At 60.8% G+C, this 21,691-nt stretch carries 19 protein-coding genes and 1 tRNA gene; 9 read left to right on the top strand and 11 right to left on the bottom strand.

Annotated features, from left to right (window positions below; translation table 11 throughout):
* Positions 1-8: 8 nt before the first annotated feature.
* The 8 genes from A8C75_RS04050 to flgB form a co-directional block, all read right to left on the bottom strand.
* Complete coding sequence (locus A8C75_RS04050; protein WP_067386972.1) at positions 9-1,097, bottom strand: flagellar basal body P-ring protein FlgI; 1,089 nt, start codon at positions 1,095-1,097, stop codon at positions 9-11.
* A 39-nt stretch (positions 1,098-1,136) separates the two neighbouring features.
* Positions 1,137-1,826, bottom strand: coding sequence for a flagellar basal body L-ring protein FlgH (flgH, locus tag A8C75_RS04045; RefSeq protein ID WP_227819833.1), 690 nt, complete (start codon positions 1,824-1,826; stop codon positions 1,137-1,139).
* Between the two features lie 48 nt (positions 1,827-1,874).
* On the bottom strand, positions 1,875-2,660 hold the full coding sequence (gene flgG / locus A8C75_RS04040) for a flagellar basal-body rod protein FlgG (protein WP_067378464.1): 786 nt from the start codon (positions 2,658-2,660) through the stop codon (positions 1,875-1,877).
* A 59-nt stretch (positions 2,661-2,719) separates the two neighbouring features.
* Positions 2,720-3,463 (bottom strand): flagellar basal body rod protein FlgF, encoded by a 744-nt coding sequence (locus A8C75_RS04035; RefSeq protein WP_067378462.1) that lies wholly within the window; start codon positions 3,461-3,463, stop codon positions 2,720-2,722.
* Positions 3,464-3,777: 314 nt separating this feature from the next.
* On the bottom strand, positions 3,778-5,661 hold the full coding sequence (locus A8C75_RS04030) for a flagellar hook protein FlgE (protein ID WP_067378460.1): 1,884 nt from the start codon (positions 5,659-5,661) through the stop codon (positions 3,778-3,780).
* A 64-nt stretch (positions 5,662-5,725) separates the two neighbouring features.
* Entirely contained in the window at positions 5,726-6,394 is a 669-nt protein-coding gene (locus A8C75_RS04025; RefSeq protein WP_067378451.1) for a flagellar hook assembly protein FlgD, read from the bottom strand.
* 19 nt (positions 6,395-6,413) lie between these two features.
* Positions 6,414-6,845 carry a flagellar basal body rod protein FlgC gene (flgC, locus tag A8C75_RS04020; protein WP_067378449.1) on the bottom strand — a complete coding sequence of 144 codons (432 nt, stop codon included), beginning with the start codon at positions 6,843-6,845 and terminating at the stop codon, positions 6,414-6,416.
* Positions 6,846-6,848: 3 nt separating this feature from the next.
* Entirely contained in the window at positions 6,849-7,253 is a 405-nt protein-coding gene (gene flgB, locus A8C75_RS04015) for a flagellar basal body rod protein FlgB (protein ID WP_067378446.1), read from the bottom strand.
* 44 nt (positions 7,254-7,297) lie between these two features.
* Between flgB and flgA the strand changes: the two genes are divergently transcribed.
* From flgA to A8C75_RS04000, 3 genes are all read left to right on the top strand, one after another.
* Positions 7,298-8,212, top strand: coding sequence for a flagellar basal body P-ring formation chaperone FlgA (flgA, locus tag A8C75_RS04010; RefSeq protein ID WP_067378443.1), 915 nt, complete (start codon positions 7,298-7,300; stop codon positions 8,210-8,212).
* 283 nt (positions 8,213-8,495) lie between these two features.
* Positions 8,496-8,810, top strand: a complete 315-nt coding sequence (gene flgM / locus A8C75_RS04005; RefSeq protein ID WP_067378440.1) for a flagellar biosynthesis anti-sigma factor FlgM — start codon at positions 8,496-8,498, stop codon at positions 8,808-8,810.
* Positions 8,811-8,872: 62 nt separating this feature from the next.
* Positions 8,873-9,301, top strand: a complete 429-nt coding sequence (locus A8C75_RS04000; protein WP_067378438.1) for a flagella synthesis protein FlgN — start codon at positions 8,873-8,875, stop codon at positions 9,299-9,301.
* 113 nt (positions 9,302-9,414) lie between these two features.
* Here A8C75_RS04000 and A8C75_RS03995 read toward each other — a convergent pair whose 3' ends face one another.
* From A8C75_RS03995 to A8C75_RS03985, 3 genes are all read right to left on the bottom strand, one after another.
* The gene (locus A8C75_RS03995) at positions 9,415-13,983 is read right to left on the bottom strand and encodes an ATP-binding protein (RefSeq protein WP_067378436.1); all 4,569 of its coding nucleotides are present in this window, start codon (positions 13,981-13,983) and stop codon (positions 9,415-9,417) included.
* Positions 13,984-14,034: 51 nt separating this feature from the next.
* Positions 14,035-15,213 (bottom strand): response regulator, encoded by a 1,179-nt coding sequence (locus A8C75_RS03990; protein WP_067378434.1) that lies wholly within the window; start codon positions 15,211-15,213, stop codon positions 14,035-14,037.
* Between the two features lie 349 nt (positions 15,214-15,562).
* Positions 15,563-15,638 (bottom strand) — tRNA-Arg (locus A8C75_RS03985).
* A gap of 313 nt (positions 15,639-15,951) precedes the next feature.
* On the opposite strand from A8C75_RS03985, the gene A8C75_RS03980 reads away from it, so the two are divergent.
* The 6 genes from A8C75_RS03980 to A8C75_RS03955 all read left to right on the top strand — a co-directional run bounded on the left by A8C75_RS03980 (position 15,952) and on the right by A8C75_RS03955 (position 21,673).
* Positions 15,952-16,809, top strand: a complete 858-nt coding sequence (locus A8C75_RS03980) for a MotA/TolQ/ExbB proton channel family protein (RefSeq protein ID WP_084783722.1) — start codon at positions 15,952-15,954, stop codon at positions 16,807-16,809.
* Positions 16,799-17,191: an ExbD/TolR family protein gene (locus tag A8C75_RS03975; RefSeq protein WP_067378431.1), complete on the top strand. Its 393-nt coding sequence runs from the start codon at positions 16,799-16,801 to the stop codon at positions 17,189-17,191. The genes A8C75_RS03980 and A8C75_RS03975 overlap by 11 nt, the downstream gene beginning before the upstream one ends.
* Complete coding sequence (locus A8C75_RS03970) at positions 17,188-17,619, top strand: ExbD/TolR family protein (RefSeq protein WP_067378428.1); 432 nt, start codon at positions 17,188-17,190, stop codon at positions 17,617-17,619. Before A8C75_RS03975 ends, A8C75_RS03970 begins: the two co-directional genes overlap by 4 nt.
* A complete protein-coding gene (locus A8C75_RS03965; protein ID WP_067378425.1) occupies positions 17,616-18,434 on the top strand; it encodes an energy transducer TonB in 819 nt (272 codons plus the stop codon). The genes A8C75_RS03970 and A8C75_RS03965 overlap by 4 nt, the downstream gene beginning before the upstream one ends.
* A gap of 141 nt (positions 18,435-18,575) precedes the next feature.
* A complete protein-coding gene (locus A8C75_RS03960) occupies positions 18,576-20,852 on the top strand; it encodes a TonB-dependent receptor (RefSeq protein WP_157890217.1) in 2,277 nt (758 codons plus the stop codon).
* 119 nt (positions 20,853-20,971) lie between these two features.
* Positions 20,972-21,673, top strand: a complete 702-nt coding sequence (locus tag A8C75_RS03955; RefSeq protein ID WP_067378419.1) for a Fe2+-dependent dioxygenase — start codon at positions 20,972-20,974, stop codon at positions 21,671-21,673.
* The last annotated feature ends 18 nt before the right edge of the window (positions 21,674-21,691 follow it).

Genomic DNA, 21,691 nt, shown 5'->3' with positions numbered 1-21,691 from the left:
ATGACGGCTCATATCACCACCAGCTCGGCCCGCAGGGCACCCGCCTGCTTCAGGGCTTCAAGAATCGCCATCAGATCGCCCGGCGCCGCGCCCACCTGGTTTACCGCCGCGACTATATCCTGCAGCGAGGTGCCCGGCGCGAACTCGAACATGTGGCCCGAGCCCTCATCCACCTCGATGCCGGTGCGCGGTGTCACCACGGTCGCTCCGCCGCTCAGGCCCTCGGGCTGATTGACATCAAACGCCTCGGTAATGGACACCGTCATGCCACCGTGGGTGATGGCCACCGGCGAAATGCGCACATTCTGGCCGATGACAATGGTGCCGGTGCGGGAGTTGATAATGACCCTTGCCACTTCTTCGGCCGGCTGCACTTCCAGGTTTTCCAGCACCGACAGATAGGACACCCGCTGCGACGGATCCCGCGGGGCGCGCACCTGTATGGAAGTGGAATCCATCGCAACCGCCATGTCCGGGCCCAGCAGGCCGTTGATCTGTTCGGCCACGCGCCTGGCCGTGGTGAAGTCACCGTAGTGCAGGTTCAGGGTCAGGGTATCGCTCTGGGCAAAAGCGCTGGGCACGGCGCGCTCAACCGAGGCGCCATTGGGAATGCGCCCGACGCTGGGCACATTCACCGACAAACGCGAGCCATCCCGCCCCTCGGCGCCAAAGCCCGACACCACCAGGTTGCCCTGGGCAATGGCGTAGACGTTGCCATCGGCGCCCTTGAGTGGCGACATCAGCAGACTGCCGCCGCGCAGGCTCTTGGCATCCCCAATGGCGGACACGGTAATGTCGATGGTCTGGCCAGGCTTGGCAAAGGCCGGCAGTTCGGCATGAATCGCCACGGCGGCAATGTTCTTGGACGACGGATTCTGGTTGGCCGGCAGGATCACGCCGAAATTCGTCAGCATGTTGCGAAAGGTCTGGGAGGTAAAACTGGTCTTGTCGCCGGTGCCATCGAGCCCCACCACCAGACCGTAGCCCACCAGCTGGTTGCTGCGCACACCCTGTACCGAGGCGATATCCTTGAGGCGCTCGGCCTGGGCCGCAGACACCAGCAGGCACAACAACACCGCTGCAATAACCCGATTCATCATGCGCTTGAACATTCGCTGCACTCCCCCTGACGGCTGTTAAAACAGCCAGAACGGGCTGATAAAGAATTTGCCCAGCCAGCCCATGACATTGGAGTCATGCACGGCACCGGTACCACTGTAGGCAATGCGCGCATCGGCCAGTTTGGTCGATGACACCGTATTGTCGGCCGCGACATCCCGCGCCCGCACCATGCCGCTGACACGGATATATTCATCGCCCTGGTTCAGCGTCAGCCACTTCTCGCCTTTTACCAGCAGCAGGCCGTTGGGCCTCACCTCGTGCACCGTGACCGTAATGCTGCCGCTCAGGCTGTTGCTCATATCCGAGCTGCCTTCACTGGCAAAGGCGCTGTCACTCTGGGCCGACAGACTCAACGGACTGCCAAAGGCGCTGAGGCCGCGGCCAAACAGCTGTGGCTGCGGCAGATTGATCTGATTGCTTTTGTCGACATCGGTCGAGGCGGACTTGGTCGACTGGGTCTTTTCAGACAGCAGTACGGTAATCACATCGCCGATCCGCAGCGCACGGCCATCACCGTAGAGGTTAATGCTGGTCGCCGCCTGGTAGATAGAACCGTTGGCCGGGGGTACCGTCTCGTAGGACTGCGCAGGGATGGGCGCGAAGTACGGATTATCCGGTTTCGGCGCCTTGGTTACACAGCCGCTGAGTACCAGCACCAGCGCCGCCAGCAGCAAGCTGCGTGTCATCATCATGGCTTCTGTCATCCCCTGCACCTTATCGACTGCACCTTTCACCTTGCCCCCTTCAGCCTGTTACAGCTGCTGCGTCACGAAGGACAGCATTTCATCGGCGGTGGAGATAACCTTGGAATTGAGCTCGTAGGCCCGCTGCGTGGTGATCATGTTCACCAGTTCTTCCACCGCATTGACGTTGGACCCCTCCAGCATGCCCTGCTGCAACAGGCCAGTGCCGCCATCCCCAGGCTGCGCCACCACGGGAGCGCCACTGGCGGCCGTTTCCAGAAACAGGTTCTGGCCGATGGCCTGCAGACCCTGGGGGTTAACGAAGTCCGCCAGCTCCAGCTGGCCGATCGTCTGCGGATTCGCATCCCCCGCCACCGTCACCTGCACGGTGCCATCCAGACCTACGCTGAAGGTCTGCACTTCGGCGGGCAGGGTAATGGCCGGTTCAATCTGGAAGCCTTCGGCGGTCACCAGCTGATTGTCGCCATTGAGATGCAGCTGGCCATTGCGTGTATAGGCAATCTCGCCGCTGGGCTGCACGACCTGCAAAAAGCCACGGCCATTGATGGCCACATCGAAGGGCTCATCGGTGACCTGCAGGTCGCCGGTTGAAAACAGCTTCTGGGTGCCCACTGTGCGCACACCGCTGCCCAGCTGCAGACCCGAGGGCAGCTGGGATTCCTGCGCCGACTGGGCGCCGGGCTGGCGCTTGATCTGATACAGCAGATCCTCGAACACGGCGCGGTCTTTCTTGAAACCCACTGTGGCGACGTTGGCCAGGTTGTTGGAGATGACCTTGAGCGCCGTATCCTGCGCGCTGAGGCCTGTCTTGGCGACAAACAAAGCACCATTCATAGCATTAACTCCTTGGCATTTTACCGGTAACAGCCATCAGACTGTTGCCAGCCACTGCGTTAGCTGAGCTGCAGGATACGGGCCGCAGCACTTGAATTTTCTTCGGCGGTTTTCATCAGTTTGACCTGCATTTCGAACTGGCGGGCCAGGCTAATGATCTCGGTCAATTCGTTCACCGCATTGACGTTGCTCGATTCCAGATAGCCCGAGCGCAGGCTCACATCCTGCGACGGCGGCAAGGGGGCGTTGCCGGGGACATGCATCAGACCGTCCAGCCCCTTGAACAGGGCGTCGTCGTCGGGCTTCACCAGCTTGATGCGATCCACCAGCAGCAGCTCGGCGGCCCCTTCACCCAGCGGGCGGGCGCTAATGGTACCGTCGTTGCCGATATCAACCTTTTCCGAGGGCGGGATCACAACGGCAATGCCGCCGGCACCCAGCACCGGCAATCCGCTGCCTGTCACCAGCTGGTTGGCGGCATTGATCTGCAGCTCTCCGGCACGGGTATAGGCCTCGGTGCCGTCCGGTGCCACCACCGCAATCCAGCCTTCGCCGTTGATGGCAACGTCCAGATCCCGTCCGGTCTGCATCAGAGTGCCAGTGCCGGTATCAGTAGCGGGGCGCTCGGTCATGGCATAGACCCGGCTCGGCAGCCCCTCGCCAAACACCTGCATGGCGCGGGCCTGGGCCAGATCGGTCTTGAATCCGGTGGTGGTTGCGTTGGCCAGGTTGTTGGCATGGGCCTGCTGCGCCACCATGCTTTCGCGGGCTCCGCTCATTGCCACATACAGCACTTTGTCCATCGACCGCTCCTGCTGGGAAAACCGTTGCCGCTTTCGCGACCTTTACGGATATAAAGCAATTGCTGTGCCATACAGCCAGGGCAGGCGGAGAAAGGAGAAAGGAGAAAGGAGAAAGGAGAAAGGTGAAAGGTGATGTGATTCGTAATTCGTGAATAGTCATTGGCAAAGCGGCCACAGCGGAGCGCTCCGCGCTGACGAATAGCCAATTACCAATTACCAATTACCAATTACCAAGAAAAGGATACTGCAGCCAGATACCAAAAAGCGGCGCAGGGACTGCTCCCGCGCCGCTTGTTAACCGCCAGCTAAACCGATCAGATCTGCAGAATGGTCTGCGTTACTGTATTCAGGGTTTCCAGGGTCTTGGAATTGGCCTGGAAGTTGCGCTGCGCCTCAATCAGGCTTACCAGCTCGGCCGACAGATCGACGTTGGACTGCTCCAGCGCCGCCGAGCGCAGACTGCCGCTAAGACCCGAACCCGGTGGGTTGACGATCGCAGACCCCGAATCCAGCGTCGCTGTCCATTCAGTGCCGCCGCTGGAGCGAAGGCCCGCCTGGTTTTCAAAGGTCGCGATGGCCACCACACCCAACTGCTGATTCTGGCCGTTGCTGAAGGATGCAATCATTTCACCGTTGCCGCCAAAACTCACCCCTACCAGGTCACCCTTGGTGTAACCATCCTGATTCTGCGTCTTCACGATCGAGGCAGACGCAAACTGGGTGGTGTTACTCATGTCCAGTCGGATTTCGGTTTCGGCATTGGCGGGGTCAGCGCCGGCAATAGTGATGCCCGGTACACTGCCGCCGGCCAGGAACTGCTGGCCGTTAATGCTGTTCAGCAGGCCGCTGCTGGGATCAAAGGTAATCAGCACAGGTCCAACCTCGGACTGCTGAGACGCAAAACCCGCCTCACCGGGATCCACCACCTTGCCGATATCCAGCAATTCCTCGCCATTCAGGTAGGCGTACATCTGGTACACGCCCTGGAAGGAGTTGTCCCCCGGCGTTACCGCCGGCGCACCTATGATGGCACCCGGATCACTTACCGCCAGCATACCGTCGGCAATATCACCGGAGGCCGCCTTGAAGGTAATGATCAGTTCGCCGTTGTTGGCGTCATAGATCACGGACTCGACATCAGGGTTGAGATCCTTGATCGCCCCCTGACGCGAGGCCAGGGCGGCGCCCATCTGATCCTGAGTCATGCCCGAATCCAGGGCGATCTCAACACCTCCAATCTCGACCACCGTATCCGCTGCCAGCGGGCCTGCCGCCACGCCATAGGTATGGGCTTCGTTGGCCGCCAGCTGCGCCGAGCTGATGCCCGAGAAGCTCACGCCAGCATCGTTATTCACCACCTGCAGCTCATCGATATCAGTGGCCGAGGCGTTCATGCGTACCACCAGATTGGACCCGCTGATACTGATATCGGCGATACGCGGATCGGCATTGATCAGCGCCGCCGACTCGGCGGCGGAAATACCGTCGCTGGGATCAAAGGTGTAGCCCGAGATGGTGACAGAGTTTGGCAGGGCATCGAACTCCAGCGTCTGCACTTCGCGCACCGGGGGCTGTTCCACCATGTTCAGCTTGACGGTATGTTCGTTACCCAGGCTGTCGAAGGTACGCACCGTGGTGCTGTAGGTGAAGGACGAAGGTTCGTCCTTGCTGTAGGGGGTCAGCAGCTTGGTGGCATCAGCGCGCGAATCAATATTGACCGACAGATCTATATTGGTGGTCGCCTTGGGCGGACTCTCCTTCTGGGTCACGGCCAGATTGCCCACCGGCAGCAGGTTGCCCTGATCATCGATGCCGTAGCCCTGCAGGTTCTTGCCGTCCTTGGAAACGATGTTGCCGCTCTTGTCGAGCTCAAAGGCACCGGCACGGGTGTAGGTCACACTGCCCTGGCCGTTGTCGAGCTGGAAGAAGCCCGAACCGTTAATCGCCAGATCAAGGTTATTGTTGGTGAATTCGATGGTACCGGCGCTGAAATCCTGGGCGATATCGGACACCGTCACGCCGGAGCCGGCCGTATTGCTGGATCCCGCCCCCACCACGGCAGTGGCATAGATATCGGCGAACTCGGTGCGCGAGGACTTGAAGCCCACTGTGCTGGAGTTCGCTATGTTGTTGCCGGTGACATCCAGATCGGTGGACGCCGACTTGAGCCCGGTAATTGCCGTATTGAAACCTGCCATGCTGCTCTCCTGTGGGGTGCCTGCCGGCTGCGCTGAGTCAGATTCAGCTCAGCCTAGGCGACGCCTATCCGAGTTGCTTGATATCGTTGATTCCGGCGGAGCCGACATCCGTATTTACTTTCATGCCGATGCCGTTCTGGCCCAGCGTCACGCTATTGATGCGGTGCCCCATGTACAGATCCTGGGTTTTGACCTCGCCATTCACCTGGGCCTGGGCCACAACGCGATACTGACCGGGCGGCGTATTCTGGGTGCCACTCCAGACAAAGCTGTGATCACCCGCGCTCTGGGCACCCATCTGCTGGGTATCCACCAGCACGCCGTTGCGGTCGTAAATCGACACCCAGACATTCGATGCGCTGCTGTCCAGAGACAGCAGCCCCTCAACCTTGCCACCCTCAGGCAACACCGCCAGATCCGTTTTGACGTAGGCCTGCTGCCCCACCATTGAGGACGCCTGCAGCGCCGCCTGGCTGCTCATCAGCGACTGGCCGAGCTGATCCACCGAAGTACTCAGATTGGCGATGCTCTCGACCGTACTCATGCTGGCGATCTGCTGCATGAAGTCGGACGTATCCGCAGGGCTGGTCGGATCCTGATTTTGCAGCTGGGCGATCATCAGCTTCATGAACATTTCACTGTCCGACTCGTCGGCGCTGGTCGCCTTGCTGTTACTCTGGTTGGTCTGGTTAATCTGATTGAAAATATTGTTGTTGCTGTCAATGGTGCTCATGACCGGTTACCTCCCAGGCCTACTGCCCCAGCTGCAGGGTGCGCTGCAGCATCTGCTTGGCTGTATTCATGATGTCCGCGTTGATCTGAAAGGAGCGCGACGCCGAAATCATGTCGGCCATCTCCTCCACCACATTTACATTGGGGTAGAAAATGAAGCCATTGTCATCGGCCATCGGATGATTCGGGCTGTACTCCTGGCGCAGTGGCGCGTCGCTTTCCACCACCTCAGCCACATGCACGCCAACCCCCGCCTCAAGCCCAGGAGCGGCAAAGGACTGCATGGCCTCTGGCGCGCGCACCTCGAACACCGGCTTGCGCGCGCGGTAGGTTTCACCGGTGCTGGAGCTAATGCTCTCGGCATTCGCCAGGTTACTGGCGGTGGTGTTCAGGCGTACGCTCTGGGCGTTCATTGCGGAGCCCGCGATACTGAATACGTTGGATAGTGACATCGCTTAGTTCCCGGTGATGGCCTTGCTCAAACCCTTGAACTTGCGGTTCAAAAAGTCGAAGGAAGCCTGATAATCGAGGGCGTTTTCGGTATAGCGCGCCATTTCTTCCTGCACCTCAACCGTATTGCCATCAATGCTGGGCTGGGTCGGGGTGCGGAACATCATGTCTGCCGCCAGGGATGACGGATCAGACGTCAGCTGCTGGTGCCCGGCCTGGGTTGTCTGCATCGCAAGACCGCTGGCCGGCGCCTGCGCACCCTTGAGCATGCTGGCGAAATCCAGGTCACGCGCCTTGAAGCCAGGGGTATCGGCATTGGCGATATTGTTGGACAAAACCTCCGCCCGGCGGGCCCGCAACAGTGTTGCCGACTCGTGAATCCCCAGTGCGCTATCGAAGCTGATGGTCATCCGATTGCCTCTTTTCATGACTGCCAATCATTAAAGCAATCAACATGCCAAAGCCGAAAACCCCAGTAACCGCGGGCTTTGCGTATTTTTGTGGCAGCCTGGGCGGCAACCTTTTACCGCTCAATACCGGCCGGCGGCAAAGCGGCAATCCGCGTCTGCCGCTGCGGTTTACAGCCCAGGACAGACCTGACATCATCGACGGGCGCTGCAGCATCTACCTGCAACGCCCGCTTTGCCCATTCACTCAGGAAATCCCTGTGACGCGTCTTTCTCTTTCTGCCCTCGCCCTGTGCGCCAGCCTGCTCCTCTCTACGATGACCCAGGCCGATACTTCCGCCGCCGCCGTCGAGAACAGCGCCCGCGACTACCTGACCGAACTGTACCGACAGCAGAATCCCGACGCCCAGATAGACGTGCACATCAACCCGGTCAGCACCCGCCTGCGACTGCCCGACTGCGCCTCCCCCCTGACAGTTGAAGTCCCCAGGGGCAGCGGCAGCCGCATTACCACCAGGGTTGCCTGCGACGGGCCGCAGCACTGGGCGCTTTTTGTGACGGCCAAGGTCGGCATACTGCACCAGGTCATCATCACCCGCCGCCCGGTGGGCCGTGGCGAAGTGCTTGGCAATAACGATATCGAAAGCCGCCTGCTGGATATCAGCGACGAAACCCGCGGTTACTACCTGGCGCCAGAGGATGTCATAGGCCGCAGTGCCAGCCGCCACCTGCCCAATGCCAGTATCCTCAATGCTGGCATGCTGACCAACAGCACCCTGATTGAGCGCGGCGACAGTGTCATTATCGAAGTCCGTACCGGCGCCATGCACCTGCGCGCCCAGGGCACCGCCCTGGAAGACGGCGAGGACGGCGCCCAGATTCGGGTGCGCAACGACCGCTCCGGGCAGGAGATCAAGGCCCGGGTGGTGGCCCGCGGCCTGGTACGGCCGCTGGCGCGCTAAAGCAGCTGAAAGCTGAAAGCTGAAAGCTGAAAGCTGAAAGCTGAAAAAGATGGTGGCCGCCGGCACGAATTACGAATCACTATTCACGATTTACCAATCACCAATCACCAATCACGGCTCCTTGAACCTAATGCCAGCCCATGACCGCGGCGCCTGTCTGGGATATACTGCAGCGAGGTAACGCCACTGTGATGACAGTGATAAAAGCCTTTGGAAAAAGTACTAAAGTTTTGCCCGATACATCCGATAAACCTCATCAGAAGCGAAATTGAGGATCAGCAGGATGGTTATTGATTTCACGGGGCTGCCGCCGAAAAGCCAGGCCAGCGGAACCCGTGCCCAGACAGACAACAACCGCGTTGGCGATCAGGCCCAGCCGCAGACGCCGTCCGCCCCCAGGGCCGGCAGCGCTGCCGAGGTCCGGCTGAGCGAAGCCGCCCAGGCGCTGCAGGGTGCCGACAAGGCGCTGGCGGATACGCCCGAGGTGAATGAAAGCCGGGTGCAGGCACTGCGCAGCGCCATCGAATCGGGTAGCTACGAAATCAACTACGAGCGCCTTGCCCAGCGCATGGTCGACTTTGAGAGCACACTGGATTGACACCCCTTTCGATACCGCATCAGAACGCCTTTGACACCCTGACTCATCAGGGTGTTGTCGTTTTGACCGATCTGCAGGCCCAGCTTGAGATCGAGTTCGCCGCCCTCTCGCAGCACAACCTCGAAGATCTGCAACAGTCCACCGCCAGCAAGCAGCTGCTGCTCGAACAGCTCGCAGAATCAAGTGCGCAGCGCGAACAGCTCATGACACAGTGCGGATACAGCGCAACGCCGGACGGCATGGCACAGTGGTTTGCAGCCCTGCCGGAAGACGTGCGCCCCGCCAGTGAAACCCTGTGGCAAAGACTGCAGCAGGCGCTTGAGCAGATCCAGCGCCTGAACCTGCGCAACGAACAGGTACTGCGCCGCAGCAGCCGCAACAACGACCAGTTGCTGGCACTGCTGCGCGGACAGAATCAGCGCCACACCCTGTACGATGCCAGCGGCGGCAAGGGCCAGCTTTCAGCCCAGAATCGTCTCGGCAAAGCCTGAGGCGATTCCTGCGATTCAAGTCTGCTGCCCCCAGCCCCTGCGCTAAAGACCAGCCCCAAATAGCTCCGAACTGGCTGCCCGCACAGCTAGGCGAAAGCAGCTGTGCCGGCGGATCAGAGCGCTGCGATGCGCTGATCCACCTCGTTCATCTGCCCCCTGAACAACGGAATAAGACCATCAACCCTGGCCATGTCCTGGTCGCGGGCGGCGTCTTCCAGCTGCTCACAGTACTCACTCAGGCGTATAGCACCGACCGAGCGGGCGGATGACTTCAGCTTGTGGGCCATGGCACTGACACCCTCAGCCTCACCATCCGCATAGGCCTGCAGCAGCTCGACGGAGGTCTGCAGACCGTAGTGACGAAAATCCTGCAACAGTTCCAGAATGGCTTCGGGATCATCCCCCACCAGCGCCGCCAGCTCGGCGGTATCCAGCACCGCGCTCGCGGTTTCGCTCTCCGCCATGCTTTCCATTGCAGGCTCGTCTGCAACGGCCGCTTCAACTTCGGCCCCAGTAATTGCCATAGCCTCAGCTGCCCCTGCCTGCAGCAAGGCCCTTTCTGCCAGCTCTGATGTTGTGACCGGCTGCGCGGCATCAGGCTCATCGGCGGCGTCATTCGCATGCGCAGCAGCCGCAGCGGCGCTCGGCATCCACTTGTCCAGCATGGCGCGCAGCAGTTCCAGCCGGGCCGGCTTGCTGAGGAAATCATCCATGCCGATATCCTTGCAGCGCTGCGCCTCGCCCTTGAGCGCGTTGGCGGTCAGGGCAATGATGGGCAGGCGCGCCTTCTGCGTCTGCTCGGCCCGCAGCGCCTTGGTCAGCTGATAGCCGTCCATCTCCGGCATATGCAGGTCGGTCAGCAACACGGCGTAGTCACCCTGGCGCCACAGCTCCAGCGCCTCGATGCCATTGCCGGCAATATCGGCGGTATAGCCCAGCAGACCCAGCTGATGCATAAGTACCTTCTGGTTCACCTTGTTGTCTTCTGCCACCAGAATCAGGCGCCCCTGCTGCAGCGCTTCCTCACGGGTCGGCAGCACATCGGCTTCCACAGCCTCGGCCTGGCCCCATTTGACCGGTTCGAGTATCTCACGCCGGCTGGCATAGGTTACGGCGGCCAGCAGCATCTCCCGTGACAGCACATTACCGTCCACCTCAACCCGGTTGGGCCGCGCCTGGCGTGGATAGCGCCGTTTGCCACGTTCGATCTGCACGAACACCAGGTCCTGGCCGGGGGCAAGGTCGGCCGCCAGTTCAAAGCCGGGGATATCCCGCGCCTGGCGTTCGATATCCACCACCCAGATATAGAGTCCGTCGCCCTGCTGCAGCTGCCAGCGCTGCGCCTCTTCCAGGCTGCTCACCCTGTCGGTAATACAGCCTGCGTGCTGCAGATACAGCTGCAGGTCGTCCGCCAGACTCTGCGCCGACCCCACCAGCAGGCAGTTCAGCCCCGCCACCTTTGACTCGGTGACAGCCATGTCCTGCACCTCCGGCAGGCGCTCCAGCGGCAGCGACACACTGAATACTGAGCCTTCACCGGGTGCACTCCTGACCTTGATATCACCCTGCATCATGTTCACCAGATGCAGCGAAATCGCCAGTCCAAGCCCGGTACCCCCGAAACGGCGCGTGGTGGAGGCATCCGCCTGCTTGAACGCGGTAAAGAGGCTGGCCTGGGCTTTTTCGCTCATGCCAATGCCATTGTCGGCCACCTGCAACAAAACCCGCACCTGCTGCGCCGATTCCTGCTCCAGCGAGACGCGTACAGACACCTGGCCGCCGTCGCCTTCGCTGGAAAACTTGATGGCGTTGCTGGCCAGATTCAGCAGCACCTGGCGTATGCGCAGCTCATCCCCCAACAGCAAGGGTGCAAGCTGCGGATCGGTAAACATGCGCAGCTCCACCCCCCGGTTGCTGGCCTGGTTATCCACCATGGCACAGCACTGCTCCACCAGCGCGGTAATGGAGAAAGGCGCCGGATCCAGTTCCAGATGGCCGGCTTCGATCTTGGAAAAATCCAGAATGTCGTCAATGATGCTCAGCAGCGACAGGCCGGAAACGCGAATCAGATCCACCATGCCTTTCTGCTTGGGTTCCAGCCGGGTCTGCTCCAGCACATCCACCATGCCGATCACGCCGTTCAGCGGGGTACGTATCTCATGGCTCATGGTGGCCAGAAACTGGGATTTTGCCTGGCTGGCCTGTTCGGCCCCCTGCTGCGCCTGCTGCAACTGCTCGGTACGCGCCAGCACACGCTGCTCCAGCTGATCATTCAGCTGCTTGAGCGCAACCTCGGCCTGCTTGCGCAGGGTGATGTTTTCATGGGACAGCACCACCCGCAGGGCGCCGCCTCCCACCCGGAAACGGCTGACCTTGCACAGAAACCAGTGCTGCTGATCGGCACTGTGACAGGCATACTCAAAGGCACCCTGCTGCCGCGTGCCCTGCATGACCGCCTGGATCAGTGCCGCCGCCCCTGTGCCCTCCTGCTCTGCCGGGCCACAGACACTGAAGTAATTCACTCCGCGGCGGATAGGCCTGCTCTGGCGCCAGTTGCTTTCAACAAAGCTGCGCCAGGACTCGTTGCAGGTAATCAGGCCGCCATCGGCATCCAGCACCACTATATGCACATTGAGCGCATTGATCAGCGCACGCATAAAGCCCTCGCTGACCCGCAGCTGGGCCGTGCGTGCCGCGACACGCCGCTCCAGGGTGGCGTTGGCCTCATGCAGCTGCTGCTCGCTGGCCTTGAGTGCCAGCTCGAGCTGTTTCTTGTCGTGGATGTCGGTATGGGTGCCGGAAATGTACAGCGGCTTGCCGCTCTCGCCCCGACTCAGGGCGCCGGCACTGGTGCGGATCCAGCGCCAGTCTCCCGTGGCGGTACGCAGCCGGTGATCGTGCTCATAATCCTCGCAGCGCCCATGCAGCAGATCATCCATGGCCTGCTCCAGTACCGGCTTATCGTCCGGATGTACCAGCTCAGCCCAGGTCTCGTAGCTGTGTTCCAGCTCATCGAGCCGGTACCCCAGCATACTGGCCCAGCAGCCGCTGTACTGAATTTCGTCCCTGACCAGATCCCAGTCCCAGAAGCCGAGCCTGCTGCCATCAATGACCCGCTGCAGCCGCGCCTTGGCCTGGGTCAGCTCGGCGGTGCGATGCGTTACTTCGTGACGCACCCGCGCCTGCTGCCCGGCGGAAAGAAAGGTGAGCAGGGTCGCGAACAGCGCCGCCAGTACTGCCGCGATCAGGTAGATTTTGACACTGGCACTCTGCCCCGGCCGCCAGGGCGCCAGTGACCAAAGCTCCAGCAGCATGTCCTCGCCCTGACCGGCGTGCAGCTGGTCGGTCCAGCCAGGCACTGTGTCCTGCGGCACCTGGCGCTCAAACAGCACCTGGGAAACAGGCGCTGCGGCCAGGGCCATGCCAAAGCGTACGCCTATCGTATCGCCGGCCAGTGCAGCCGCAGGCTCCAGCGACAGCGCACCCAGGGCAAAGCCCCGCACGCCGGCTCGGCGCTCTTCGAGGCTGGCACTGCCAATATCCAGGTCCCTGTGGTAGACGGGCACAAAGAGTAAACGGGTACCGCCAGACTCCAGCTCAGAGTGCAACACCTGAGCTGGCTGGCCGCTCTGCGCCGCCCTCACAAGGGCTGCGTTTACGCGCGCATCAACACTAAAATCCAGCCCGGGCTGCACCTTTTGTGCATCGGGGCCTGCGGCAAACTGCAATCGAAAACCGCCTCCCGGGGTATCGGGCTCGGCCCAGCCGAGCCAGAGCACGCCCTCGGCACTCAATGCCCGCTGGGTGAACTCGCTGAAGGTAGCGGCGCTTAGGTCCCGGCTGGAGGCAACATAGGCCGCCGCCATCATGACGGCATTTTCCTGGCTGACATAGAGGCCGCTTAACTGGGTACTCAAGTCCTGCCCTTGAACCGCCAGATCCGCCTGTTTTTCAAGCTGTTCGCTGCGCGCCAGCCAGTAATAACCGCTCAGCACCAGAGCCACCGTAAGCAGCGGCAGCATCAGCACCAGGCCCGCTCGCACCTGCTGATGGCGCCGGTACAGCACCCAGGCCATGATCAGCGGCATAATCAGCAGAACGCCAAGACTGTCTCCGGCCCACCAGCTGAACCAGATTCCGCTCAGCGCTGCGAAATCCGCCGTGCCAAAGCCAAAGCGTGCCGCCGTTGCGATACTGGCGGCCACCAGACAGACCACAGGCACCAGCAGTATCGACGGGATCAGCAGCGGAGTCTGGTCATAGTGTCGGATAAGCCCCCGGTACAAGGGCTGCAACACCCTCGCACCGATCATGGCCTGCAGCGTCGCGCCCAGCGCCGCCGCTGTAGCGACCAGCAAGGACGGCAGGTTGCCAGGGTCGCCCAGCTGGCTCAGACTGATCACCCCGGAGCCAAGGGCTCCCAGCGCAATGCCGGGCCAGCAGCTACGGCCATACATCAGCAGCGCAGCTATCGACAACCCCGCCATAGGCCAGATAAAGGCCAGTATTGAGTCCGGTGACAGCACGCGCAGTGCCAGCTGCGCCAGGGTCACATAAATCAGCGCAATGGCGAGTATTCGAGCGGGACGCGGCCAGCTGGCAATAGAGCAGGCAGACAGCGGCCTGGCCGCCGCCGATTGGGCAGTATCCGTCTGGGCAGTGTCCGGAGAAGTCGGGGTCATCGTCCTTGCCTCGTCATAACACGCGGGTGCGCGCCAACAGCGGTTTCAGGGTCATTCCATATGCAGCAGGGTACTGAACTTTTTCAGCAAAACGGCCTTGTCGAAGGGCTTGACCACAAAGTCACAGGCACCGGCCTTAAGGCTTTCAACCACCACATCTTTCTTGCTGTGCCCGGTGATCATGACCACAGGGATGCTGGCAAATGATTCAATGGCCTTGATGCGCCGCGTGGTTTCAATGCCACTGAGGTCCGGCAGGCTGATATCCATAAAGATCAGTTCAGGTCGACGCCTGTGTATGGCCGCCATGGCCTCCTGACTGGACAGTGCAAACATCAGTTCAACACCTGCATCCTTGAGCAGGCGTGCCACCAGCTTGTGCTGAAAGGCATCATCATCCACCACCAGCACCAGCGGTTTGCGCGTCTCGGTGAGCTGTTGCAGCCCACGCACGGACTCCATCTCAGGTGCCATATTCTGACGAAACTGTTTTGCCCAGTCGCTGACCGGCTGCAGCGCGCTGGATGCGGTACGCAGATGCACATCAATCTGCTCGGTTTGCAGGCGCGCAAACTCGCTCTGCAGCAGCTCCAGCACCGAGATATCCACCCCTTCAGCCTCACGCAGCTGCTGCTGTCCCTGGGTCGAGAAGCGGGACGCAAAGCCATCCAGCGCAACGCGGATATCATCGCCGGACTGCTCCACCACCTGCTGACCCGCTGCGATATGCTCGCTCCCCTGGGTAAGACTCATCTCCAGCAGCGCTTCGAGCCCGGCGATACGCCGCGCCTGGGCGGCAAATTCACTGGTGGTGGGCGTCTCGGCTTCGTTTAGCGCTACCTGTCGCAGCGCGTGATGCACTTCCATCCCCAGGCGCGTGGCGTCATACCCCAGCGGCCAGAACAGCACATAGCTTGAAAAGTGATCCTTCTTGCACAGGCTGTACACTTCCTGCAACTCGGCCTTGTTGCACAGAATCAGGGTTCTGTGAGGGTGTGCGTGGGCGCGGGCGCTGAGGCGATAGAGCCCCAGGTAGTAGCTTTGGGCACGAGCCAGTGTCGGGAACGCCAGCACCAGAACGGCGGGGCTGTGCTGTTCAAAATCCTGCACCGCCTTGTCCGGGTCGGTGGAGATAAATACCTGATCAAATTCCTTGCACAGCAACTCACGGACGATATTCGTATCATCCACGTCTTCAGCAGCAACCAGAATATTTTTATTGGCACTCATGCGACATCTTCTTGCAGGGCATTGAATGTACAAAGAAAGATAGCACGCACCCAGCATCCGACGGCAGAATCAATGTCAACAAACAGCCCAAAACTGATGGGATACCCCGCCAGCACGACCAATCAGGCAAATACGGAAACATAATCGGAAATACAGCGATCCCATCCCAGGTCTGGACAGGGAGTGCCTGATGGCTGGAAAACAACCGTATATAGAGTCGAGAAAGAACACGCAAAGCAGGAAACAAGCCAGTATCGCACTAACAACGGCATTGCAGGGACGCAACACAGTTAAAACACTCGAGACCACCGCCGCCGAGGGCAACGCCCGTCAGGCGTCTGGCGTTAAATGGTCTCCCCGCAGGGACTCGAACCCCGATCTAAGCCTTAGGAGGGCCTCGTTCTATCCAGTTGAACTACGGAGAGAGACATAACGTCTGCGCTGCGCAGGGCGCCAGAGCGACTTGTTTGCAGCGCGGGGAATGCTATTGCATTCGTCCTGCGGCGTCAACCGATGCATCGCCCGCGCGGCTCTGTACCTTTATTAGATAGCTCGCACTTAAGCCCTGTTCCCCGCCAGGCCCCATTCCCAAGACCTGATACCGGTAAAAGTTCCCCCCCCCTTTCTCAATTAAAAGTCGAGAATAGTCCAATTCATTGTTGAAATCTAAATAATAACGATTATCATTGGCAACACTATTTCAATGATTGATCGTCGGAGCTCAAGGTGGAACCCTCAATGGAGACAGCAACAACGCCAATACAGCAGGACGCTACCCTAACCGGTGACCTGGCCGCAGCCCCCTCTGCGCTGAACGCGACTCTTCCCACAGGACTGACCACCGATACCGGCGCCACCTTGCCGAGCGTAACTGACGCCACAGACCTGCTGAGCACAGAGTTCCCCCTGGCAGATCCGACCGCCCTGCCCCCAGGCTTTCTCGACCAGTTGCAGCAGTTCCTCAACGTCGGCGGGCCTGTCGTCTGGATCCTGCTGGGCTTCTCCGTTATTGCCCTTAGCATTGTGTTGCTCAAGATCTGGCAGTTTACCCTGCTGCGGCCCGAGTCCAGCCCACGACTGGAGTACAGCCTTGGACTCTGGCGCGCCGACCGCACCGACGAAGCCCTGGAGGGACTCAAGGGCCAGGGCCCCATATACGAACTGGTGGCGCTGGCCATGGTCGGACTGCAAAATGGTGGCGACACGCCGCTGCTGCGGGACGAACTGGAGCGGGTCGCCACCCTGCGCCTCAATCAGCTGCGTGCCTTTTTGCGCCCGCTCGAGGTTATCGCCATGCTCAGCCCGCTGCTGGGTCTGCTGGGCACCGTACTGGGCATGATCGGCGCCTTCCAGCAGATGGAAATCGCCGGCAACCAGGTCGATCCGTCCGTGCTGTCCGGCGGTATCTGGCAGGCGCTGCTCACCACCGCCGTAGGTATAGCCGTGGCCATTCCGGTGACCCTGGCCCACAGCTGGCTGGAACGCAAAACCGAGCGCGTCGCCGCCCTGATGAGCGATTCGGTCACCCGGGTCTTTACCAGCGCCCCGGCACTGCAGCACCAGGCCGCCAGCGAGGCGTTGCGCCGTGCGGCTTGATCTGACATTGCCTGCGCGCCGGCGCGCCATCAGCCTGACGCCGCTGATTGATGTCGTCTTTATTCTGCTGCTGTTTTTCATGCTGTCATCCACCTTTACTCAGTGGCGTCAGCTTGATCTGGCCGTGCCCGGTACAGGCGCAGCAACACCGCCTGTACAGCATCAGGTCCAGCTGTTGTCCGAGGATGGACGCTTTCGACTCGATAACCTGGAGCTGAACCTGCAGGACAGGGGCGCACTGGACCGACAGATCAGTCAGCAGAGCGATGACCTCTTTGTGATCAGTGCCGACAGCGGCATTGCGACCCAGACCTTGATCGAGCTGCTGGATGCCCTGAAAGCCGCTGGCGCACGACAGCTGTCACTGGCGCAGACACCATGAAATTCACTCCCCAGACAAGCCCCCGCGCGACGAACCGGGATGACAACCTGATTCCGCTGATTAACGTCGTGTTTCTAATGCTGATCTTTTTTATGGTGGCGGGGAAAATAAGCCGTTCCGATGCCATTGCCATTAACCCGCCGGCATCGACAAGTGAAACAACCGCTCCCAGCGAAGAGCCGATTAATATCCTGCTTTCAGCGACAGGCGTGATTTACATGGATGATATGGAACTGGAATCCGAGCAATTAACCCATGCCGTCACCACTGCGCTTGATAACAGCCAGGATCCGCAGGCGCTGTCGATATTACTCAAGGTGGATGCCGCCACACCGGTGGATACCTTGCTGCAGACCCTGGAGCAGATAAAGGCCGCCGGCATGCTGAAAATATCCCTCGCGACCCGTGTTGCGGAGCGCCCGGCATGATCCGTCCACAGCACTGGATCCTTGCGCTGGGCCTGGCCCTGGGCGTGCATCTGCTTACCCTGGGCCTGGTACTGGCCCGCGAACCGGCCGAAGGTGCCCGCGCGCCGGGAGAACAGGGTATCGAGATAGATCTGGGCATGCTCGGCGACCTGGGTTCGGAGACACAGAACAAGCAGGCGGCTCAGCCCGAACAAACACCCGAGCCCCTTGCGCCACAGGCGCTTCCGACACCGGTGCCCGACGTGCCCCCCGCGCCTGAAGCAGAGCTCGTGCCTTTGCCTGAGCCTGTTAACGCCAGACAAACACCAGCGCTTGCGGTCAAGGCGCCAGAGCCCAAACCCGAACCTAAACCGGCGCCAAAACAAAAGCCAAAACCCGTAGCGCCCCAGTCGCCGCCAACGCCCAAGGTCAAAGCCGTACAGGCGGCATCAGCCGCCCCCAGCAGTACCCCGGGCAAGGACAGCAGTGACAGCCGCCGCATGACCACCGGCAGCCAGAATGCACTGAGTTCCGGCGGAAATCCGGGGGCCGAGCAGTCCTACTATGCATTGATCGCCGCGCGCCTGGCGCAGCACAAGCGCTACCCGATTCGGGCCCGTAAAAAAGGTGAGGAAGGAACCGCCCGGCTGTTTTTCATACTCGATCGCCACGGCAGCGTTATTGAATACCGTCTGAGCGAAAGTTCCGGTTTTAAAAGCCTGGACCGCGCCGTGATCGACATGCTTAAAAGCGCAACGCCGCTACCGGCATTCCCGGCGGACATGACGATGGACACGCTCACAATTAATATCCCGGTGGCCTTTTCAATTAACTGAAAAGATCCCCTGAAAGCCAGCTCCATTTCAAGCAATTCCCTGTAAAGCGGGCTGAAACTTCAGCCATAAACAAACCCCAGGCATGGCTGCCCAGATCGCGGTGGCCGGGTATTTCTGTGCCTATTTTCAAGGAAAGCAACAGTGTCAGAAGCAATGTCCGACAACAGCAAACCCGGGCTCGGCAACTCGAATTCCGCCATCAGGGGAGCACTCAGCCTGCGCCGGGAACGGGATTTCAGCCGCAGCGCTACCCTGGCCGGCAGTCTGACCCTGGTAATCTCAACCGCCATGATAGGTTCGGCTCATGCCGAGGAAGTCTCGCTGGATACGCTGGTTATTGAAGACGGCCGCATCGCCGCCGATGCCAACCCCTATGCCGAGCCCAACGCGCCCTACAAGGCCAAACGCAGCGCCGACAGCCGCCATGTGCGCGACATCGCCGACACGCCTCAGACCATGACGGTCATTACCAAGGCCGTGATCGAGGAGTCCGGCAAGACCGAACTCAAGGATATCCTCAGCGCCCAGCCTGGCATTACCCTGGGCACTGGTGAGGGCGGCAACTCCTTCGGTGACCGCTATATTATCCGCGGCTATGAAGCCCGTAACGACATCTACACCGACGGTCTGCGTGATCCGGGCCTGATCACCCGCGAAACCTTCGCGCTGGAACAGATCGAAATCGCCAAGGGCCCGAGCTCCACCTTCGCCGGCCGCGGCTCCACCGGCGGCGCGGTCAACAGCGTCACCAAGAAAGCCTCGCTGGACGATGATTTCAGCAGCGTACAGGCAGGTCTGGGGACCGACAGCTACCAGCGTTACAGTCTGGATACCAACAAGGTGGTCAGCGATGACCTGGCGCTGCGCTTCAACGCCCTCTACACCGATGCCGACATCCCCGACCGGGCGCCGGCCAGCGAACAGCGCCAGGGCGCGCTCATCTCCGGCGTATTCCAGGCCACCGATGATCTGGAAATCTCCGCTGATTACTACTACTTCCGTGGCAACGACAAGACCGACGGCGGCACCTTCCTCACCGACGGCAAACCCGACAAGCGCGTGCAGTACGTCGGCCAGGACGGGCTCGACTTCCAGGACACCGCCGCCGATATCGCGACGCTGAAACTCGACTACCAGCTCAGCAATGAACTGCGCCTGGAAAACAAGACGCGCCTGGGCTCCACCAGCAACGACTACATTATTTCCACCTACAGCACGCGCAGCGGCAGCCTGCGCAACTTCACCGGCTGGCAGGAAAATGACTACCTCGGCAACCAGACCAACCTGATCCTGGATACCCGCCTGGGCGGCATGCGCCACACCCTGATCACCGGCATCGAATATGCCAGCGAAGATACCAAGGGCGGCAGCTACAGCGTCACCACCGACAGCGTCTCGATTGATCCCTACAACCCGGACAACAGCAGCTGGGTGGGCTCCACCAGCCGCAACAGCGCCGCTACTGACCTGAATCTGACCACCCTCTCGGCCTACGTGATGGATACCGTCACCCTGAACGACGACTGGGAGCTGTTCGGCGGCCTGCGCTACGACCGTTTCGACTATGAGCTTTGGGCGGCGGAAAAAACCAACCGCGATGGCTCGGTCACCCCCGAAACCACCTACCAGTACAGCGATGGCTTTGTGAACGGCCACCTGGGTGCGGTCTACTCGCCCTGGGAGCACGGCAATGTCTACGCCAGCTGGAGCACCTCGTCCAACATCAACGGCGGCGAATCCGACGCCGGCACCAGCTGCGGCTACGGTGGCCTCTGTACCGATGCCGACGGCAACTTCAGTGCCGCCGAACCCGAGCAGTCCGTTAACCTGGAGCTGGGTACAAAATGGAATCTGATGGACGAACAGCTGCTGCTCACCGCCGCTATATTCCAGACCACCAAGGATGATGTGATCGAGGACAACGGCGACTCCTACGCCAGCGGCGGCCACCTCAATACCGGCAAGAACCGGGTCGAGGGTATTGAACTTGGGCTGTCCGGCAACCTCACATCACGCCTCAGCGGCCAGTTCGGCGTCGCCTTCATGGACTCCGAAACCCTGGATTCCTACAACGCCGACAACATCGGCAAGCCCAAGGCTAACTTTGCCGAGCAGAGCGCCAACCTGCAGCTGCGCTACCAGGCCACGTCTCAGTTTGCCTTCGGCGGTACCGCCACCTACTCCAGCGAAATCTTTGGTGGCCAGCCCGATGCAGCAGCGCGCACCAGTATTGAGCTGCCGGATTACTGGGTGTTCGATGCCTTCGCCAGCTACGCGTTCAGCCCACAGTTGAGCCTGCGCGCCAACATCCAGAACCTGCTGGATGAGGACTACTACACCGCAGTTTACCGCGGCGGCAGCATCGTCTACATCGGCGATGGCCGCTCTGCCAACCTGAGCCTGAACTACAAGTTCTAAATACAGATTGCAGCATTTCCCCGCCCGGCAGACCCGTTAATAACGCGACTGTCGGGCCTTTTTTGACCTGCTCCTTTATCCTTGCAGTTTTTCCCTTTCACCTGTGTAACGGAGGCCACTTGATTACCCCCATAGGCTCACTGCTTGGCAGCACCCAGCTGGCCCAGATGCGCACCCTGCTCGACCGTGCCGACTGGGTGGACGGTCGCAGCAGCGCCGGGGCCCAGGCGCTTGAGGTCAAGCGCAACCGGCAACTGCCCGCCGACAGCCCGCTGGCACAACAGCTGGGCGACCTCATACTGGCGGCCCTGTCGCGCCATCCCACTTTCATTTCGGCGGCCCTGCCCCTGCGCATCATGCCGCCATTGTTCAACCGCTACGAAGCAGGCGAAACCTACGGCCTGCATGTGGATAACGCCCTGCGCTTTATTCAGCCGACAGGCCCCGGCCAAGGCGCTGCCATCCCGGTTCGCACCGACCTCTCGGCCACCCTGTTCCTGACCGACCCAGAAGACTACGACGGTGGCGAGCTGGAGATCGAATCCAGCTTCGGCGCCCAGAGCATCAAGCTTGCGGCCGGCGACCTGATTCTCTACCCCGCCAGCAGCCAGCACCGCGTTACGCCCGTCACCCGCGGCAGCCGCAGCTGCGCCGTATTCTGGCTGCAGAGCATGGTGCGCGACAGCAGCCAGCGTGAAATGCTGTTCGATCTCGACCAGAGCGTACAGTCGCTCGGCAGCGAGCTTGGCCAGGCCCATGACGATGTGATGCGCCTGAGCGGGCTCTACCACAACCTGATTCGCCAGTGGGCCGAGACCTGAGCTCTCCTAGCCCCTCCA

This window comes from Marinobacterium aestuarii (assembly GCF_001651805.1).
Taxonomy (GTDB): Bacteria; Pseudomonadota; Gammaproteobacteria; order Pseudomonadales; family Balneatricaceae; genus Marinobacterium_A; species Marinobacterium_A aestuarii.
Note: the sequence above shows the minus strand (reverse complement) of the source record. Positions and strands in the feature narration are given on the sequence as shown.

What these genes read in the sequence shown, in the direction of transcription:
- A8C75_RS04050 (WP_067386972.1), bottom strand. Translation starts at nt 1,097, where the DNA reads ATGAATCGGGTTATTGCAGCGGTGTTGTTGTGCCTGCTGGTGTCTGCG.
- flgH (WP_227819833.1), bottom strand. Translation starts at nt 1,826, where the DNA reads ATGACAGAAGCCATGATGATGACACGCAGCTTGCTGCTGGCGGCGCTG.
- flgG (WP_067378464.1), bottom strand. Translation starts at nt 2,660, where the DNA reads ATGAATGGTGCTTTGTTTGTCGCCAAGACAGGCCTCAGCGCGCAGGAT.
- A8C75_RS04035 (WP_067378462.1), bottom strand. Translation starts at nt 3,463, where the DNA reads ATGGACAAAGTGCTGTATGTGGCAATGAGCGGAGCCCGCGAAAGCATG.
- A8C75_RS04030 (WP_067378460.1), bottom strand. Translation starts at nt 5,661, where the DNA reads ATGGCAGGTTTCAATACGGCAATTACCGGGCTCAAGTCGGCGTCCACC.
- A8C75_RS04025 (WP_067378451.1), bottom strand. Translation starts at nt 6,394, where the DNA reads ATGAGCACCATTGACAGCAACAACAATATTTTCAATCAGATTAACCAG.
- flgC (WP_067378449.1), bottom strand. Translation starts at nt 6,845, where the DNA reads ATGTCACTATCCAACGTATTCAGTATCGCGGGCTCCGCAATGAACGCC.
- flgB (WP_067378446.1), bottom strand. Translation starts at nt 7,253, where the DNA reads ATGACCATCAGCTTCGATAGCGCACTGGGGATTCACGAGTCGGCAACA.
- flgA (WP_067378443.1), top strand. Translation starts at nt 7,298, where the DNA reads ATGCCAAAGCCGAAAACCCCAGTAACCGCGGGCTTTGCGTATTTTTGT.
- flgM (WP_067378440.1), top strand. Translation starts at nt 8,496, where the DNA reads ATGGTTATTGATTTCACGGGGCTGCCGCCGAAAAGCCAGGCCAGCGGA.
- A8C75_RS03995 (WP_067378436.1), bottom strand. Translation starts at nt 13,983, where the DNA reads ATGACCCCGACTTCTCCGGACACTGCCCAGACGGATACTGCCCAATCG.
- A8C75_RS03990 (WP_067378434.1), bottom strand. Translation starts at nt 15,213, where the DNA reads ATGAGTGCCAATAAAAATATTCTGGTTGCTGCTGAAGACGTGGATGAT.
- A8C75_RS03980 (WP_084783722.1), top strand. Translation starts at nt 15,952, where the DNA reads ATGGAGACAGCAACAACGCCAATACAGCAGGACGCTACCCTAACCGGT.
- A8C75_RS03970 (WP_067378428.1), top strand. Translation starts at nt 17,188, where the DNA reads ATGAAATTCACTCCCCAGACAAGCCCCCGCGCGACGAACCGGGATGAC.
- A8C75_RS03965 (WP_067378425.1), top strand. Translation starts at nt 17,616, where the DNA reads ATGATCCGTCCACAGCACTGGATCCTTGCGCTGGGCCTGGCCCTGGGC.